The organism is Streptomyces hyderabadensis (genome assembly GCF_020404845.1).
In the GTDB taxonomy this organism is placed as follows: Bacteria; Actinomycetota; Actinomycetes; order Streptomycetales; family Streptomycetaceae; genus Streptomyces; species Streptomyces hyderabadensis.
Map to the genome: position 1 here is coordinate 86,613 of NZ_JAIOJZ010000023.1, position 17,943 is coordinate 104,555.

Genomic DNA, 17,943 nt, shown 5'->3' on the forward strand with positions numbered 1-17,943 from the left:
CTGAGGGCGTGACTGACTCCTCCATCGCCCAAGACACCGCCCCGGGTTCCCCCGTCCGGCTCCAGGCCGTCGCCGCGGAGGGACAGCCGGAGGTCACCCCGGCCCTCGAACAGCTCTACCGGGGCTTCGAGCAGGAACTCCTCGTCCCGCTGTGGACCGAGATCGGCGACCTGATGCCGGCCCGCCCGCGCTCGCGCGCCGTACCGCACCTGTGGCGCTGGGAGCGGCTGCGCGAGCTGGCCGCGCAGGCCGGCGACCTGGTCCCCGTCGGCCGCGGCGGCGAACGCCGGGCCATCGCCCTGGCCAACCCGTCCCTCGGCGGCGGGCCCTTCGCCACCCCGACCCTGTGGGCGGCGATCCAGTACCTGATGCCGGGCGAGGACGCCCCCGAGCACCGGCACACCCAGCACGCCTTCCGCTTCGTCGTCGAGGGCTCGGGCGTGTGGACGGTCGTCGGCGGCGACCCGGTGCCGATGAACCGCGGCGACTTCCTGCCGCAGGCCGGCTGGAACTGGCACGCCCACCACAACGCCACCAGCGAGCCGATGGCCTGGATCGACGGCCTGGACATCCCCTTCCAGTACCTCACCGAGGCCCAGTTCTTCGAGTTCGGCCGAGACGAGATCAGCGACGCCGAGCGCATCACCCCCGAACGCTCGCGCTCCGAGCGCCTGTGGGCCCACCCCGGCCTGCGCCCGCTGTCGGCCACGCCCGCCACGCCGGGCAGCCCGCTGCTGGCCTACAAGTGGGAGTACACCGACGCCGCCCTCGCCGACCAGCTGCTGCTGGAGAAGGAGGGATACGGCGGCACCGTCGAGCCCGGCCACGCCGCGGTCCGCTACAGCAACCCGCACGACGGCTCCGACGTGCTGCCCACCGTCCGGGCCGAGTTCCACCGCATCGTCCGCGGCGCCGAGACCGCGCCCGTGCGCGAGACCGGCTCCTCCGTCTACCAGGTCTTCGACGGCTCCGGCACGGTCACCGTCGGCGGCAGGTCCTGGACCGTCGGCCGCGGCGACCTCTTCGTGGTCCCGTCCTGGGAGCCGTTCTCCGCCCGCTCCGAGTCCGGCACCACCGACTCCGACGCGGGCGCCCTCGACCTGTTCCGTTTCTCCGACGCGCCCGTCTTCGAGGCGCTGAGGCTCGACCGCACCCAGAAGGACGCCTGACATGAAGCTCGCCACCCTCCGCACCGCCGACGGCACCCGCGCGGTCCGCCTCGACGGCGACGTCCTGGTCGACCTCGGCCACGCCGACCTGGGCGAGCTGTTCGCCGAGGACGGCTGGCAGGAGCGGGCCGCCGCCGCGACCGGCACCGCCCACCCGGTCGAGGGCGCGGACTTCGCGCCGGTCGTCCCGAACCCCTCCAAGGTCGTCTGCGTCGGCCACAACTACACCAACCACATCAAGGAGATGGGCCGGGACCTGCCCGCATTCCCGACGCTCTTCCCGAAGTTCGCCGAAACCCTCGTCGGCGCGCGGGACGACATCGTCAGGCCCGCCGAGACCGAGGCGCTCGACTGGGAGGTCGAACTGGCCGTCGTCGTCGGCAAGCGGGTGCGCCGCGCCGACGAGCGGCAGGCCGCCGAGGCCATCGCCGGTTTCACCGTCATGAACGACATCTCGGTGCGCGACTGGCAGTTCCGCACCATCGAGTGGACCCAGGGCAAGATCTGGGAGGCCACCACCCCCGTCGGCCCCTACGTCGTCACCCCGGACGAGGTGGGCGGTGTCCGCCCAGCGCTCGAAGTGCGCACCACCGTCGACGGCGAGGTCATGCAGCGCGACGACACCGGCACGCTGCTGTTCGACCCGGTCTTCCTCGTCCGGTACATCTCCACCGTCATCACCCTGAACCCGGGCGACATCATCGCCACCGGCACCCCGGCCGGCGTGGGCAACGCCCGCGACCCCAAGGTCTTCCTGGCCCCCGGCCAGACCGTGACCACCGAGATCACCGGCCTGGGCGCCTGCGTCAACAAGGTGGCCGGTCAGTGAGCGGCACCACCCGGACGACCGCCGACGCCCGCGCCTGGGCCCGTACCGGCACCGGGCTGCTGCTCGACGCCGTCGCCGGCCTCGACGAAGCCGCCTTCGCCGCCCCCAGTGCGCTGCCGGACTGGACCCGCGGGCACCTCGCCGCACACGTCGCCGCCAACGCCGACGCGCTCGGCAACCTGGTGCACTGGGCGGCCACCGGCGAACCCACACCGATGTACGCCTCGCCCGAGGAACGCGCCGCCGGAATCGCCAAGGGTCCCGCGCTGTCGGCCGGCGAGCTCCGCTCCTGGCTCACCGGCTCGGCCGAACGGCTCGACGCGGCCCTGGACCGGCTCACCGACGAACAGTGGCGGCGGGAGGTCGTCACCGCCCAGGGCCGCACCGTCCCCGCCACCGAAATCCCGTGGATGCGCGCCCGCGAGGTCTGCGTGCACGCCGTCGACCTCGCCACCGGCGTCACCTTCGCCGACCTGCCGGACGGCTTCCTCGCCGCCCTGGCCGACGAGATCCGCGACCGGCGCCGACTGACCGAGCTGCCCGAAGGGCACCTGCCCGAGGTCACCGCCTGGCTGGCGGGCCGCCCCCACTCGCTCGCCGACGCCCCCCGGCTCGGCCCGTGGCTCTGAGGAGTGAGTCATGTCCCATCCTGATGTGATCGTCGTTGGCGGCGGCATCGGCGGCCTCGGCGCGGCCTACTCGCTGACCCGCCAGGGCCTGCGCGTCCGCCTGCTGGAACGCGCCCCCGCCTTCGGCGAGGTCGGGGCCGGCATCCAGCTCGCCCCCAACTGCACCCGCATCCTCGACGAATACGGACTGCTGGACGAGGCCAAGAGCCTCGGCGTCGTCCCCGACGCGATGGTCATGCGCGACGCGGTCGACGGCGGCGAGCTGACCCGGCTCGACCTGCGCGACCTGGAGCGGCGCTACGGCTACCCGTACCTGGTCATCCACCGCAGCGACCTGCACGGCCTGCTGCTGCGCGCCTGCGAGCGCGCCGGCGTCGAACTGATCACCGACGCCCGGGTGGACGCGTACGAGAACACCGGGGGCGGCGCCCGCGTGACCCTCGCCTCCGGCGCCACCCACGAGGCCGGGCTGGTGATCGCCGCCGACGGCCTGCACTCCGCCGCCCGCCGGCTGCTCGCCGACGACGAACCGGTCTCCTCCGCGTACGTCGCCTACCGCGGCACCGTCCCCGCCGAATCGCCCCGGGTGGCCTCGGTGGACCTCGGCGAGGTCGCCGTGTACGTCGGCCCCGGCTGCCACTTCGTCCACTACGGGCTGCGCGGCGGGAAACTGCTCAACCAGGTCGCCGTCTTCGAGTCCCCCAAGGCGCTGGCCGGGCAGGAGGACTGGGGCACGCCGGACGAACTGGACGCCGCCTTCGCCCAGACCTGCGACTTCGTCCGGGACGGACTGCCGTTCATGTGGCGGGACAAGTGGTGGCGCATGTTCGACCGCGACCCGATCACCACCTGGGTCGCCGACCGGATCGCGCTCCTCGGCGACTCCGCGCACCCGCCGCTGCAGTACATCGCGCAGGGCGCGATCATGGCCATCGAGGACGGCTGGGTGCTGGGCGAGCACGTCGCCCGCAACCGCGCGGCCGACGGCACTATCGACTGGCCCGCCGCCCTCGCCGCCTACCAGGCCGTCCGGCCGGAGCACTGCAGGCGGGTGCTGACCACCTCCCGCAAGTGGGGCGAGCTGTGGCACCTCGACGGTCTCGCCCGCGAGCAGCGCAACGCCCTGCTGCGCGCCCGCGACACCTACGACTACTCCTTCACCGACTGGCTCTACGGCCCGACCGCCCTGACCCCGGACCAGGAGCCGGACATGTTCACCCCGATTCCGCTGTCCTCGGCGGTCGTCGACGAAGCCGTGCTCACCGGTGGCGCGGCATGAGCCGTGCCCGCTGCCCGGTGTCCTCAACGTCGCAGCATCTAGCTTGCTAGGATGCTAGCATCGCATCTGTGGGCGACGAGGAAGTCAAACAGTTCAACGTGTACCTGCCGATCGGGCTGATCAAGCAGGTCAAGTACCGGGCCATCGAGTCGGGCACGTCATTGTCGGCGCTGGTCGCCGACGCGCTGCGCGCCTACCTCAACGACGCCCGGGAGGAAAAACCGCAATCGACCGAGCGGGAGGCCTGACATGGCGACCGAGGGAATCGAGGCCGTGTTCCTGACGACCCACAACTGGGGCAGGGCGGCGAAGTTCTTCCAGACGCTGGGATACGAGCTGGAGTTCGCGACGGACCACAACTCCGGCCGGCTCCGCAACGGCGACGGGCCGTACGTCTTCATCGCCGAGGTCCCCGAGGACCAGGAGCCCCAGACGCGGATCGTGCTGAAGGTGCCGGACGCGGACGCGTTCCGTCCCGATCCCGCCGTCGAGGTGGTCACGCCGTTCGAGGACACCCACTACGGCACCAGGGAGATGACCGTCCGCGATCCGGACGGGCGCGTATGGAGCCTGCAGGCCCCGGCCGGGGACCGGCCGTGACCAAGGGGGACCGCATCCTGGCGGACGAACGGGCCGAGGAGCCGGACAGCACGGCGGTGCGGACCGCGCTCTGGCGGGCGATGCACGTCCAGGTCGACCCGCCCCCGCACGTGATCGAGGACGAGATCGGCCTGCGGCTGGCGGCCCCGGGCGACGACTGGCGCGACCGTCCGGACATGGACCCCCACGCCACCAGAGGGTTCCGGGCGGCCATCGTGGCCCGTGCCCGCTTCGTCGAGGACCTGATCGCCGAACAGGCCGGCCGCGGTGTCACCCAGTACGTCGTCCTGGGGGCCGGCCTGGACACCTTCGCCCAGCGCAGGCCGGAGTCCGCCGCCCGCCTGAGTGTCTTCGAGGTCGACCGGCCCGGCCCGCAGGCATGGAAGCGCCGCCGCCTGACCGAGCTGGGCCACGGCATCCCGGACTGGCTGCACCTGGTGCCGGTCGACTTCGAGGCGGACGAGGACTGGCTGCGGCGGCTGGCCGAGGCCGGCTTCGACCCCGGCCGGCCGGCGGTCGTCGTCTCCACCGGCGTCAGCATGTACCTGACCAAGGAGGCCACCGCGGCCACCCTGCGCCGGATCGCCTCCCTCGCCCCCGGTTCGACGCTCGCCATGTCCTTCCTGCTGCAGACCGACCTCGTCGACGAGGGCGATCGCGCCGGACTCCGGGCGAGCGAGGGAGGCGCGCGGGCATCCGGAACGCCGTTCATCAGCTTCTACACCCCGCAGGAAATGCTGGCTCTGGCCCACGAGGCCGGCTTCCCGGACGCCCGCCATGTGTCGGGAGCCTCGCTCGCCGATCGCTACTTCGCGGCTCGCACCGACGGCCTGCGCCCGTCGAGCGGTGAGGATCTGCTGCTGGCCACCACCTGACCCCCGCGTCGGAAGGCGGGCGACCGCGCGCTCCGCTCTGCCGGTGCGCACGGGTCGGGAGCGGTGTAGAGACGAGTCATGCCGCAAGGTCTCGACAGACTCCGTGCGCCGGCGCGAGGGGCCGGGGTGCTGGTCGCCATCCCGATCGCCTGGATCGTCGTGGTCTGCGTGGTCGATGTCCTTGCGCCGTCCCACATCCACCTGGGTCCGCTGCTCGTCGCGGCCCCGGCGATCACCCCCTCGTTCGGCGGGCCCCGCACGGTGGGACTGGTGGCCGCGCTGGCCGTGATCGCGCAGACCGTCATCGGAGTGCTGCGCGACCCGGGCGAGCTGCTCTCGGCCAACCACCAGGCACAGATCCTCGCCCTGGTGCTGGTCGGAGCGAGCCTGGTCGTCTTCTGCGTCCTGCGGGAGCGGCGCGCCAAGGAGCTGGAGCAGGTGCGATACGTCTCCGAGGCCGCCCAGCGAGTGGTCCTGCCGCCGCTGCCCAGACGGCTCGGGCCGCTGCGCACCGCCTCCCTGTACCTCGCCGCCGAGGCCGAGGCCCAGATCGGCGGCGACCTGTACGCGGCGGCCCGCACCGCCTCCGGCACCCGGCTGATCGTGGGTGACGTGCGGGGCAAGGGCATGACGGCGGTCAGCGACGCGGCGCTGCTCCTCGGCGCGTTCCGCGTCGCGGCCCACCGCCAGGCCGGCCTGGAGGAGTTGGTCGCCTACCTCGACCGCAGCGTGTGCTGGGACCCGGAGCCGGGCGGGGCGGGGCCCTACGACGAGACGTTCATCACCGCCACCATCCTGGAGATCCCGGACCGGGACGGCCGGGTCAGGATGGTCTCCTGCGGGCACCCGCCGCCGGTCGTCCTGCGCGAGGGCCGGCCCAGGACGATGACCGCCGCCCGCCCCGCACCCCCGCTCGGGCTGGGGCAGCTGACCGATCCGCACTACCACGTCGAAGGATTCCCGTTCGAGCCCGGTGACCTCCTGCTCCTCTACACGGACGGCGTCACCGAGGCCCGCGCCCCGGACGGCTCCTTCTACCCCCTCACCGAACGCATCACGGGCTGGGCCGGGACTGACTGCGACGCCTTCGTCAGCCGCTTGCGCCGCGACCTGCTCCGCCATGTCGGCGGCAGACTCGACGACGACGCCCTCATGATCGCCATCGAGTGCCCCGGGCACTTTGCCGCCGCGTCTCACGCGATGCGGTAGCGCTCCACGACGTCCAGGTCGACCTCCACGCCGAGTCCGGGACCGGCGGGTACGTCCACGTAGCCGTCGCGCAGCGTCAGCGGCTCGGTCAGGAGGTCGTCGCGCAGGGGGTTGGGGGTGCGGTCGAACTCGATGACGGGTTCGTTCTGCAGGGGCACCGGACGAAGGGCGTACGGCGTCAGCGGCAGAGTGCTGCACGCGTGCAGTGCCGCGCTCAGGGCGATGCCGGAGCCCCAGACGTGCGGAACGACACGGACATCGTGGGCCGACGCCAGCGCGGCGATCCGCTGCAGTTCGCTCAGCCCGCCGCAGACGCAGACGTCCGGCTGTGCGATGTCCACGCAACCGGCCTCGAAGAGGTCACGGAAGCCGTAACGGGTGAACTCCGCCTCGCCGCCCGCGATCGGCACGTCGAGCCGGGACCGGAGCCGGGCGTAGCCGGCGCGGTCCTCGGGCGGCACCGGCTCCTCGAACATCAGGAAGCCCGCCTCCTCGAGCACCCGGCCCATCGCCAGCGCCGCCCCGGCGTTGTAGGCGTGGTTGGCGTCGGCGAGCAGAGCGAAGTCGTTGCCGAGGGTCTCCCGCACGGTGCGCACCCGTCGTGCGTCCTCATGGACGGGGAGCAGCCCCACCTTCATCTTCAGTATGCCGAAGCCGTCACCGGCGTACCCCGCCGCGGCCTCGGCGAGCGCGGGCAGGTCGCGGGCGGCGTCGAAGTCGGTGTGGCTGTAGTAGCCGCCCGTGCCGTATGCCTTCACCCGCTCCCGGAACCGTCCGCCCAGGAGCGTCGAGACCGGGGCGCCGAGGGCCTTGCCCCACAGGTCCCACAGTGCGATGTCGAGCGCGCTGATCGCCTCGACGAAGGTGCCCTTCTGCCCGAAGTCCCGGGTGCGACCGTAGGCGGTGTCCCAGGCGACGGCCGGGGACGCGTCGGGGAGCGAGCACAGGATCGGCGCGAGTACGTCGTCGACGGCCGCCTTCACCGGTTCCGGGGGCCCGTACTGACCGCCTTCGCCCCAGCCGACCAGACCGTCGCTGGAGGTCAGCCGGACCAGCAGGCTGTTGCGTTCGGGGAACGCGGCCTGGGACGAATAGAACCGGGCGTCGCCCAGCGGTGCCTTGAGGACGAACGTCTCCACGCGATCGATCTTCATCGGGTGCCTTCCGCAGTCGGGATGCCGCCAACATAACAGGTCATCTGAAGAGTCCCAGTGATCCTCGCTCCGCATCCGATCGAAGAAACCGCTAATCAGAAGGGTTGACGCGACTAGAGGTGCCGCCTAGCGTTCGAGTCATCTGAGGACTTGAAAGCAGGTGCGCTTTGAGAAGCACTCCCTGGCTCATCGCCGACTTCGTGATCGTCTTCGTGGCGATCGCGCTACTGATCGTGCGGGCGCGGCTCAATCCGGCGCTGGCCCTGGTGCTGGGCACGATCGCGCTCGGTGCCATGACCGGTGTCTCGCTCGACGACATCACCGCGGGGCTCAACGAGGGTTTCGGCGGACTCATGGCCGAGGTCGGCCTCCTGATCAGCCTGGGCGTGATCATGGGCTTCCTGATGTCCTCCTACGGTGCCGTGCAGCGCATCGTCGAGGGCATCCTCAAGATCTTCGGCCGCCGCGGATCCCCGTACGCCTTCGGACTGGCGCTGTCGAGCGTCACGCCGGCGATCTACTTCGACGTGCTGCTCGTGGTGGTCGCGCCGATCGCCCGCAGGGTGGCCGCCCGGTCGGGCCGGCCGGTGGCCTCGCTCGCCGGGCCCGTCGCGCTCGGTCTGGCCGCGGGCAACGCCCTCGTCGTACCCGGCGCCGCGATGCTCGCGTACCTGGGTGCCATGTCGCTGTCGTCGAGCGACATCCTCATCCAGGGGTTCGCGGTGGCCGTCCCGGCGGCGGCGATCACGACCTTCCTCTACCTGCTGGTGATCGAGCGGCTGCGGTTCTGGGACCCCGCACGCGACGAGGACGAGGCCGCCCTGGCGGTGGACCCGGCGGAGGCCGGTGCGCAGGACGACCGGGACGCGCGGATGCCGGGCATGCTCACCGCGCTCGCTCCGGTGGCCACCGTGCTGCTGCTGATCCTGGTGGGCATCCTCGCGCCGAAGGCCGGCATCGAGGTGTCGGTTCTCGACTTCCTCGGCAGCCCGGTCATCGCCCTCCTCGCCGGCGTGCTGGTCGCGCTGGGGATCGTCGTCACCCGGCAGGGACTGGCCGGTCAGGAGCAGGTCGTGGACCGGGCGCTCGCGACTGCGGGCCCCATCCTGGTCGTCACCGCCGTGGCGGGCTCGCTCGGCGTCATCATCACCGAGACCGGCATGCAGGGCGTCCTCAAGAACCTTTTCGAGGCCAACGAGACGCTGCCGTTGCTGCTCGTGTGGTCCGTGGCCGCGGTGCTGCGGATGGCGATCGGCGGCCAGACGGTGTCCGGCCTCACGGCCATCGGCATCATCGCCCCACTCGTCGGCGACCTCGGCCTGTCACCGGTGCTGGTCGTCCTGGCCGCCGGCGCGGGCGGCTGCTTCGGCGGGCAGTTCAGCGACAACGCCTTCTGGATGCTGCGCAGCCTGTTCGGGCTGTCGACCCGCGGCACGCTGAAGACCTACACCCTGGCGCAGTCGATGCTCTCGGTCGTCACCCTGGTGATCGTGCTCGTCGCCGACGTCTTCGTGTGATCACCGCACCCGGGTGTCGATATGCTCGCGGCCGTGGGAGGCGAATCACGTGACGAGAAGTGACGGGGCCGGCGTGCGCGGCAGGCTGGCCGACTCGGTGGCGCAGAAGCTGGAGGCGCTCATCGTCTCCGGTCAGTACCCGGTCGGTGCCAAGCTGCCCAACGAGAAGGACCTCGCCCAGCAGTTCGGCGTGGGACGCAGTTCGATGCGGGAAGCCGTCCGGACCCTCCAGGCGGCCGGTTTCCTGCGCAGCGCCCACGGGGTGGGGGTGTTCGTCCTCACCGACAAGCCGCGTGCGGTGGGCGGGATCGACCAGTCGCTGGTGGGCGGCGTCACCATGAGCGACCTGTTCGAGACCCGGATGGCGATCGAGAGCAAGGCCGCCGAGCTGGCCGCCCGTCGGCTCACCGACCACCACGCCGAGATGCTGCAGTCCATCGTGGCGGCCGCCGACCTGCCGGAGATCAGCGAGCCGGACTTCGTGGCGCTCGACGGCCGGTTCCACCGCCAGGTCGCCGAGGCGAGCGGCAACCCGCTGCTGCTGCACATGTGGGAGTCGATCGCCCCGCAGTTCGAGCAGTACTCCCTGCGGGTCATCGGCATGCCCGGTCGCCTGCACCGGGCCCACGCCGACCACTGCGGCATCGTCGACGCCCTTCTCGCCCGCGAACCCGAGACGGCGGCCCGGCTCGCCCACGAGCACGTCGCCGCCGTCCAGCTCGAACTCCAGAACTCCGCGGGCGGCACCCGACGCTGACGCCGCCGGCGCCGGAGTCCGGCACCGGATGGCTCGGCGGCCTCGTCGACCCCGACCCCGCCGGCCGCGGCATGACCGGCACGGGCCGGGCCGCTTCGATGCCCGGACCCATCGGGACCGCCGTCACCACGCCGCGTCGTTCCACTGGTCCAGCAGTTCGTCGGCCGTCGCCTCCTGGACCTCGGGCGAGGGACGGTGGAGGGACTGTTCCGTCCAGATGACCTTTCCGCGAGCCGTGTATCGGGTTCCCCACCGCCGGGCGAACTGGGCGACGAGGAACAGTCCTCGTCCGCCCTCGTCTGTGGTCGCCGCGCGGCGCAGGTGCGGGGAGGTGCTGCTGCCGTCGGCCACCTCGCAGACCAGGTTGTCGTGGTAGGTCAGGACGCGCAGTCGGATCGGGCCGGTGGCATAGCGGATGGCGTTGGTCACCAACTCGCTGATCATCAGCTCGGTGTTGAAGACCAACGTCTCGTCCAGCCCCCAGGCGTCCAGCTGTCGGGTGACGTCGGCCCGGACGCCGGCGACGACCGCGGGGTCCTCGGGCACGTCCCACTGGGCCACCCGGGAGGGATCCAGCCGGCGGGTGCGGGCGACGAGCAGTGCGACGTCGTCGTTCGAGCGGGCCGGAAGCAGGGCGTCGAGGACGTCCTGGCACGTCTCCTCGGAGCTTCGGTCCTGATGTGCCAGGGCCTTCCGCAGTGCCTCCAGGCCGGCGTCGATGCCCCGGACCCGGTCCTCGACGAGGCCGTCGGTGTACAGGACGAGCCGGGAGCCCTCGGCAAGGGTCACCTCCGCGGTCTCGAACGGGATGCCGCCGCCCAGGCCGAGCGGCGGCGAGACGGGCACCTCCAGGTACTCCACCGTCCCGTCGGGATGCACCAGGGCCGGTTCCGGGTGCCCGGAGCGGGCCAGGACGCACGCTCCGGACGTCGCGTCGTAGACCGCGTAGAGGCAGGTGGCTCCCGTGAAGCCGTCGCCGTCGCCCTCGGCGCCGGCCGCGCCGTCGATCCTGGAGGCCAACTCGTCCAGGTGACCGAGCAGTTCGTCCGGGGGCAGGTCCAGGGCGGAGAAGTTGTGCACGGCCGTGCGCAGCCGGCCCATGGTGGCCGCGGCATGGAGGCCGTGGCCCACCACGTCGCCGACCACCAGCGCGACCCGGGCGCCGGGCAGCGGGATGACGTCGAACCAGTCGCCGCCCACCCCGTCCCGGGCCGGCAGGTAGCGGTGGGCGACGTCGACGAGCGACTGGTCCGGCAGGGAGTGGGGCAGGAGGCTGCGCTGGAGCGTCTCGGCCAGGGCGTGCTCGCGGGTGTAGCGGCGGGCGTTGTCGACGCAGATGGCGGTGTGGGCCGCCAGCTCGCTCACCAGGGCGAGATCGTCGGCGTCGAAGGGCCGGCTGTCTCCCGAACGCCAGAAGTCCGCCACCCCGAGCACCGAACCACCCGTACCCAGGGGAGCGGTGATGAGTGAGTGGAATCCCTGGTCCAGCATGCGCCGGGCGTCCTCGGTGCTCTGCGCCCATGGTCCAGGCGTGCCGCGCACATCGGATGAGAGAACCGCCTGGCGGCTCGCCATGCCCGCGGCCTGCGGGCCGCGGGGCCGGACACCGATCGGCTCCCCGACGGGACGGAGCCCGGAACCGGGACCGGTGGGGGCGACCGCGACGCGCCGCAGACGCGGTACTCCGGCGGGCGGTTCGTTGCCGCGCAGCACCGCCTCGGCCAGGTCGACCGTGACGTGGTCGGCGAACCGGGGGACCGCGACCTCGGCCAGTTCCTCGGCCGTCCGGGTCACGCTCAGGGTGGTGCCGATGGCCACACTCGCCTCGTAGAGCACTCCCAGGCGTGCGGCCGCCGCCTCGGCCCTGCCGGACACCTCTTGGAGCTCGGTGGAGTCCCGCAGCGTCATGACGGTCCCGGACGGGACTCCGTAGCGGTCGAGCGACCGCTGGTTGACGGACAGCACCCGGCTGCCCACCAGGTGCACCTCGTCGGAGGCCTCCCGACCCGTGCACAGCAACTCGGCGACCGGCGCGGCCAGCGGCAGCTCGCCCACCGGACGGCCCTGGAACCGCGCCGGCAGGTCGAGCAGCCGCTGCGCCTCGTCGTTGACCAGCAGCAGACGGCGGCGGTCGTCGGCGATGACGACACCCTCCCGCGCGGCGTGCAGGACCGCGTCGTGGTGCTCGTACAGACGCATGATCTCGGTCGTGCTCAGACCACGGGTCCTGCGCATCAGCCGCCGGCCGACGAGGGTGGTGCCCGCGGTGGTGGCGACCACGGCGGCGGCCGCGGTGCCCAGGAGCGCCGGGAGCTGCTGTGCGACCTGGGCGCCGGCATTGCGTTCCAGTACGCCCACGTTGACCGCGCCGACGACGGTGCCGCCGCCGTCCCTGATCGGCACGGCGGTGCGCACCACCTCGCCGCGGGGCCCCGCGTGATGGCCCTGCACCGCCTGTCCGGCGAGCAGCGTCGCCAGGCTCGACGGCGTCAGCCTCTCGGTCGTGACGCCGGGCTCGGGGCGGGTCTGGCGGATGCCGCGTTCGTCGTAGACGGAGACGAAGTCGACGTCGGAGCCTTCCTCGACGGCGTCGACCCGTGGCTGCAGGACCGCCTCCGGGTCGTCGGACCGCAGGGCGGCCACCATGCCGGGTGCCTGGGCGAAGCTCTCCGCCACGCCCAGCGAATGACGGGCCGCGTCGTCGGCGGCGTCGCGACGGAACATCAGCACCGTCCAGGCAACGGCGCCCACGGTCAGCAACAGGACGATCGCCACCTGCAACAGGAGCATCCGGCCGACCACACTGCGCGTGCCCGGGAACGGTCTCACGCTGCTCGTCCCTCCTGTCCGCGCGGGGAGAAAGAACGCGGGAGGTTTGCCCTCTTCAACCCTATTCTGTACCTCTGCGATGGATGGTCGCCGAGGGCGCTTCTCGTGCCACGCGTTTCCGGAACGGAATCGTGCAACAACTGCCAGACGTTCTTGCCGTACCGGGCGCAAACAAGGGCCAGACCGTCCATCGGTCGGCCAAAGTTGTTATACAATGCTGACCGGACTGTAGTCGCAGGTACGCACCGGAGGACCACACCATGGCGCAAGCCGCGGAGATCGGCCCGAGCAGCGAGGTCGGTTCGGATTCGAGTGCCAACCGGACGTCGCAGGCTTACCACGACCTTCGTGGGCTGCTGCTGTCCGGTCACTACGAACCGGACTCACGTCTCACCGAATCGGAGCTGACCACGCGCCTGGGTGTCTCGCGCGGGACGCTGCGCTCCGTGCTGGCACGCCTCGCCCAGGAGGGGTACGTCACCGCAGAGGCGCACCGCAGCGTCCGCACCCGCTCGTTCTCCGTGAGCGAGGCCCTGGAGATCCTGGAGACGCGCGAGGTGCTCGAGGCGGCGCTGGCCGCCAGCGCCGCCAGGCACGCCACCGATGCCGACATCGCCGCCATGACGGAGACGTGCGAACGGATGTGGGAGTGCCAGGTGCCGGGCGGACGCGACGAGTACTGGCGGCTCAACCGCAGGTTCCACGAGCAGATCCGCGAGGCGGCGCGGCATGCCACCCTCTCCAGGTTCGTCGACAGCCTGCTCCACCCCCTGGTGATGCAGCAGTACAAGAACGTGGACCGGGCGCACCCGCGGGCCGATTCGGTCAAGGAGCACGAGGCCATCCTCGCCACCATCGCCACCCGCAACCCGGAGGCGGCGGCCGCCGCGATGAAGCATCACCTGTCGGCCGCCCGGCGGGCCCTCCAGCTGCAGCTCGCCGAGCCCGCGGACTCGTAGCCCGCGGTCACGGCCGGGTCAGGACCACAGGGCGATGGTCCACAAGGGGTCCAGCACCGCGGTCACCTCGTCGCCCGGTCGGGCGTCCAGGTGCGCGTCGGCGTGCGCGCGCAGCGGGGTGTCTCCCACGGTGACGACGACCTCCTGGCGGTCGCCGAGATACTCGCTCGACAGGATCCGCGCGGAGAACCGGTTGGGACCCTCGGACTCCGGGGCGCCGGCGACGACGCGGATGTTCTCCGGCCGGATGCACACGAACAGCTCCTGCCCGGCGGTGGGCGGCGTCGCGGGGCTGGTGAAGCGTTCGCACCGCACCACTCCCACGGCGGTCTTGGCCTCGACCACACGCGCACCGGGCCCGACCGCGGTCTCCGTCACGCCGGGGACCAGGTTGGCGCTGCCCACGAAGTCGGCCACGAAGCGCGAGGCCGGCGAGTCGTAGATGTCGTTCGGCGAGCCGATCTGCTCGATCCGGCCCTGGTTCATGACCACGATCGTGTCGGACATGGCCAGCGCCTCGCCCTGGTCGTGCGTGACGTAGATGGTGGTGACGCCGAACTTCTGCTGGAAGGAGCGCAGTTCGGCGCGCAGGGAGGAGCGCAGCTTCGCGTCCAGGTTGGACAGCGGCTCGTCGAGCAGCAGCACCTCGGGCTCGCACAGCAGGGCCCGAGCCAGCGCGAGGCGCTGCTGCTGGCCGCCGCTGAGCTGGGTCGACCACCGGTCCGCGTACTCCGTCAGCCCCACCTGTTCGAGCATGGCGAGCACACGCTGCTGCGTCTCGGCCTTGGAGTAGGTGGTGCGCCCGTACCGGAGCGGGAACGCCGCGTTGTCGAAGACCTTCATGTGCGGCCAGATCCCGTAGGACTGCGGCACCATCGCGATCGGACGGCGTTCGGGGGAGACGTTCTGCCCGTCCACGGCCGAGAACATGGGCCGGCCGTTCATCGAGATCGTGCCCCGGTCGGCGGTCTCCAGGCCGGCCAGACAGCGCAGGGTGGTCGACTTGCCGCATCCGCTGGGCCCCAGCAGGGTGAGGAATTCGCTGCGCGGAACGGCGAACGTCACGTCCTCGATTCCGCGGCTGCTCTCCCCGCTGCGTTGCGGGGCGTAGCGCTTCTCCAGTCCGGTGATCTCGACGGAGTGGTCGGAGGAAACGGTTTTCTGCACGGTCACGACACCTCACATGTGTTGTTGGAAGCCACGTCGGTTGACCCACCAGACGGAGACGGAGGAGAGGGCGAGCAGCAGGACGGCGAGGGCACTGGCCTCGGGGTAGTCCGCGCTCTCACCGATCATGTCCCACAGCAGCACGACGACCGTGCGGTTGTCGGAACTGGACAGCAGCAGGGCGATGGGAAGCTCGCCCAGCGCGTTGGCGAACACCCACAGCCAGGTCCGTGACACGGCCGGGGCGACGAGCGGGAAGACCACCCGGCGCATGACCGTGACACTGCTCGCCCCCGAGACCCGGGCCACTTCCTCCAGACCGGGGTCCAGTTGCAGCAGGGAGGTCTGGATCATGCGTGACCCGCGCGGGATGTAGCGGGTGGTGAGGGCGATGACGATGATCCACACCGTGCCGTACACGGGGACCGGGACGAACAGGTAGAGGAAGAGCACCGCCATGCCCAGCACCACGCTGGGGATGGCGAAGACCAGGAAGGACAGGTCGAACAGCACCCGGCCGACGAACCCGCCCCGGGTGGAGGCCAGCGCCAGCCACGAGCCGAAGGCCGCCGTCAGGGTCGCCGTGAGCAGGCTGATGACGAGGGTGTTGACCAGGGCGTGGCTCAGGTGCGGATCGGTGAAGATGGACGAGTAGTTGGCGAGGCTGAGCCCGTCCAGGCTGTCGAGGCTGATCGGCTGCAGGAACGGGGTCAGGCTCGTCCACACCAGGGTCAGGATGGGCACGACGATCGCGACGAGTACGTAGAGCGACACGAGGACGGCGATCGGGATGCGCCACCGGCCCAGCAGTACCGGCGTGGCCCGGTAGCCCTTGCCCGACACCACCCGGAAGCGGTGGGCCTCACGCGTCTGGCGCCGGTAGACGGCGATCATCACGAGGGACAGCAGCACCAGCAGGATCCCGTAGGCGCTGGCCTGGCCGTAGTCGGGCAGACCGCCCGGCGGCTGCAGCGCGGCCTGGACGTAGCTGCTGAACACGTAGATCTGGTTCGGCATCCCGAGCATGGCCGGGATGGCGAACTCCTCCAGCGCGATGACGACCAGCAGCATGCTCGCCGCCGTGATGGCCGGCATCGTGAGCGGCAGCACCACCTTGCGCGTGCGGGTGAGCCAGCCGGCTCCCGAGGTGGCCGCCGCCTCCTCGAACTCCTGGTTGAGCCGGGCGAACGCCGGGGCCAGCATGATGTACATGCCCGGTACGCCGAAGATGCCGGCCACCAGGATCATGCCCGGCAGCGAGTAGATGTTGACCGTGAACCCCAGCGTCCGTTCGACGGCGAGGGCGAGGGGGCCGTTGGCCGGGTTGGCCGCCAGGACCCACGCCACCGCCATGACCGTGGCCGGCACGGCCATGGGGGCCAGGGTGCTCGGGGCAAGGACACGGCGTCCGGGGATGTCGGTCCGCTCGAACAGGTAGGCCAGGCTGACGCTGATGACCAGGGCCAGCACCACGGTGCCGACCACGAAGATCAGTGAGTTGAGGGCGACCTCCAGCAGACGCTCGGAGGACAGGATCCCGGTGAAGTTGGCGAGCGAGAACCCGGATACCTGGAAGGGCAGTTTGAACTCGCTGTCCTTGAAGCTGCTGTAGACCAGCACGCCCAAGGGGAAGAGGACGAGGTAGGCGAGGATCGCGCCGATGGCGATGTTGACGCCGCCCAGGAGGCGGTCCTTGCGCCTGGTGGGAGGGCGTACGTCGGCTGCATCGGCCTGGACCCCGTCCCGGCGCTCAGGGCGTACGCCGGCGGTGGGCTTGGTGCCAGACTGCATCGCTGGAGTCTCCAAGGGTGAGCGGACAAGTTCGCTGCCTGCGGTGGCCGCCGGCCGTAGGCAGGGGTGACTCGTCGGCGGCCGTCAGTTGACGTCGGTGCCCAAGGCCTCTTCGACCTTGGGGAAGTAGGCTGAGAACTGCTCGTACTGTGCGACGTTGGTTTCGCTGAACCACTTGACGCCGGCCTTGCACAGGGCACCGATGACCTTGTTGGTGGCGGCGTCGGTGCAGTCGGTGTCGGTGGGGATGATCGAGTTGTAGGTGTCGACCAGGGCGGCCTGCCCCTCCTCGGAGGCGAGGAAGGCCGTGAGCAGGCGCCCCGCCGCCGGGTGGGGAGAGCCCTTCGGCACGAACAGGTAGGACTTGTTCGCGTTGGTCGGGCCGACCGGTGCGACGGCGATCGGCGCGCCCTTGGCCTGGTCTCCCAGCACGAGGTTGATCAGGTCCGTGCCCACCGGGGTCTGGCCCGAGATGATGTTGGCATGGGCCTGCGTGGTGTTCTCGGTGTAGTGGGGGCTCGAATCGGCCAGTCGGGAGGCGTAGTCGAGACCCGCCTCGGCGCCGAGCGCCGGGTCCTGGGCCCATACGGTCATGAAGGAACCCCGTGACTCGACGGTGAGCTTGCCCGACTTCCACCGCGGGGCGAGCAGGCCGTCCCAGCTCGTGGGTATGTTCGCGCGGGGGACCGCCTTGGTGTTGTACGCCCAGACCTTCGGCACGGCCCAGACGTAGACGAGGTTGTCGTCGAACACCTGGTCGGCCGGCACCTCGTAGTCGGACCACTGCACGTTCGCCGCCATGTCCAGGGAGGGCAGCACGGTGAGTCCGCCGGCGTTGGAGACGTCGAAGCTGACCCGGTCCGCGGCCTGTTCGACGTTCAGCTGGGTGACGAGGTCCGGAGCCTTCTTGTTCGTGTACTTGACCTCGATGCCGGGATACTTCTTCCGGAAGGCGTCGATCGCCGGCCGCATCTGCGCCTCCGGTTTCGGCGCGAACCAGATGACCTCGCCTTCGGCCTTGGCCTCCTGGTACAGCTCGTCCAGGTCCTTGGCCTTGGGGTCGGGCGGGGGACTGCTGCCGCAGCCGGCGGCCAGCAGGGCGACCACCAGCGCCAGGGCGGTCAGGACGGCGGCGCGGTGCCGCCGGCGGGAGGGGAGCCGGGAGCGGTTCACGGGCAC

16 protein-coding genes are annotated in these 17,943 nt (G+C 71.3%); 11 read left to right on the forward strand and 5 right to left on the reverse strand.

What is annotated here, in order from left to right; genetic code table 11:
• Window positions 1-8: 8 nt before the first annotated feature.
• The 8 genes from K7854_RS19485 to K7854_RS19520 all read left to right on the forward strand — a co-directional run bounded on the left by K7854_RS19485 (window position 9) and on the right by K7854_RS19520 (window position 6,590).
• A complete protein-coding gene (locus tag K7854_RS19485; protein ID WP_226027812.1) occupies window positions 9-1,169 on the forward strand; it encodes a cupin domain-containing protein in 1,161 nt (386 codons plus the stop codon).
• A 1-nt stretch (window position 1,170) separates the two neighbouring features.
• Window positions 1,171-1,998, forward strand: coding sequence for a fumarylacetoacetate hydrolase family protein (locus K7854_RS19490; protein WP_226027813.1), 828 nt, complete (start codon window positions 1,171-1,173; stop codon window positions 1,996-1,998).
• Window positions 1,995-2,627, forward strand: a complete 633-nt coding sequence (locus K7854_RS19495) for a maleylpyruvate isomerase N-terminal domain-containing protein (protein ID WP_226027814.1) — start codon at window positions 1,995-1,997, stop codon at window positions 2,625-2,627. The genes K7854_RS19490 and K7854_RS19495 overlap by 4 nt, the downstream gene beginning before the upstream one ends.
• 25 nt (window positions 2,628-2,652) lie before the next feature.
• Window positions 2,653-3,906: an FAD-dependent monooxygenase gene (locus K7854_RS19500; protein ID WP_226027848.1), complete on the forward strand. Its 1,254-nt coding sequence runs from the start codon at window positions 2,653-2,655 to the stop codon at window positions 3,904-3,906.
• 68 nt (window positions 3,907-3,974) lie between these two features.
• Entirely contained in the window at window positions 3,975-4,154 is a 180-nt protein-coding gene (locus K7854_RS19505) for a CopG family transcriptional regulator (RefSeq protein WP_226027815.1), read from the forward strand.
• A 1-nt stretch (window position 4,155) separates the two neighbouring features.
• The gene (locus tag K7854_RS19510; protein WP_226027816.1) at window positions 4,156-4,506 is read left to right on the forward strand and encodes a VOC family protein; all 351 of its coding nucleotides are present in this window, start codon (window positions 4,156-4,158) and stop codon (window positions 4,504-4,506) included.
• A 17-nt stretch (window positions 4,507-4,523) separates the two neighbouring features.
• A complete protein-coding gene (locus K7854_RS19515; RefSeq protein WP_226027849.1) occupies window positions 4,524-5,381 on the forward strand; it encodes a class I SAM-dependent methyltransferase in 858 nt (285 codons plus the stop codon).
• A gap of 78 nt (window positions 5,382-5,459) precedes the next feature.
• On the forward strand, window positions 5,460-6,590 hold the full coding sequence (locus K7854_RS19520; RefSeq protein WP_226027817.1) for a PP2C family protein-serine/threonine phosphatase: 1,131 nt from the start codon (window positions 5,460-5,462) through the stop codon (window positions 6,588-6,590).
• Here K7854_RS19520 and K7854_RS19525 read toward each other — a convergent pair.
• Window positions 6,575-7,744 carry a mandelate racemase/muconate lactonizing enzyme family protein gene (locus tag K7854_RS19525; RefSeq protein WP_226027818.1) on the reverse strand — a complete coding sequence of 390 codons (1,170 nt, stop codon included), beginning with the start codon at window positions 7,742-7,744 and terminating at the stop codon, window positions 6,575-6,577. The two genes, K7854_RS19520 and K7854_RS19525, sit on opposite strands and share 16 nt — an antisense overlap.
• Window positions 7,745-7,911: 167 nt before the next feature.
• Here K7854_RS19525 and K7854_RS19530 point away from each other — a divergent pair, with 167 nt between their 5' ends.
• Together K7854_RS19530 and K7854_RS19535 are read left to right on the forward strand one after the other, a co-directional pair.
• Window positions 7,912-9,261, forward strand: a complete 1,350-nt coding sequence (locus tag K7854_RS19530; protein ID WP_226027819.1) for a GntP family permease — start codon at window positions 7,912-7,914, stop codon at window positions 9,259-9,261.
• Between the two features lie 49 nt (window positions 9,262-9,310).
• A complete protein-coding gene (locus tag K7854_RS19535) occupies window positions 9,311-10,018 on the forward strand; it encodes a FadR/GntR family transcriptional regulator (protein WP_226027820.1) in 708 nt (235 codons plus the stop codon).
• Between the two features lie 123 nt (window positions 10,019-10,141).
• Here K7854_RS19535 and K7854_RS19540 read toward each other — a convergent pair whose 3' ends face one another.
• Window positions 10,142-12,808, reverse strand: coding sequence for a SpoIIE family protein phosphatase (locus K7854_RS19540; protein ID WP_226027850.1), 2,667 nt, complete (start codon window positions 12,806-12,808; stop codon window positions 10,142-10,144).
• Window positions 12,809-13,107: 299 nt separating this feature from the next.
• On the opposite strand from K7854_RS19540, the gene K7854_RS19545 reads away from it, so the two are divergent.
• Window positions 13,108-13,806 carry a GntR family transcriptional regulator gene (locus K7854_RS19545; RefSeq protein WP_226027821.1) on the forward strand — a complete coding sequence of 233 codons (699 nt, stop codon included), beginning with the start codon at window positions 13,108-13,110 and terminating at the stop codon, window positions 13,804-13,806.
• An 18-nt stretch (window positions 13,807-13,824) separates the two neighbouring features.
• Here K7854_RS19545 and K7854_RS19550 read toward each other — a convergent pair whose 3' ends face one another.
• From K7854_RS19550 to K7854_RS19560, 3 genes are all read right to left on the reverse strand, one after another.
• A complete protein-coding gene (locus K7854_RS19550; RefSeq protein ID WP_226027822.1) occupies window positions 13,825-14,973 on the reverse strand; it encodes an ABC transporter ATP-binding protein in 1,149 nt (382 codons plus the stop codon).
• A gap of 12 nt (window positions 14,974-14,985) precedes the next feature.
• The gene (locus K7854_RS19555; RefSeq protein ID WP_226027823.1) at window positions 14,986-16,764 is read right to left on the reverse strand and encodes an ABC transporter permease; all 1,779 of its coding nucleotides are present in this window, start codon (window positions 16,762-16,764) and stop codon (window positions 14,986-14,988) included.
• A gap of 84 nt (window positions 16,765-16,848) precedes the next feature.
• Complete coding sequence (locus tag K7854_RS19560) at window positions 16,849-17,943, reverse strand: ABC transporter substrate-binding protein (RefSeq protein ID WP_226027824.1); 1,095 nt, start codon at window positions 17,941-17,943, stop codon at window positions 16,849-16,851.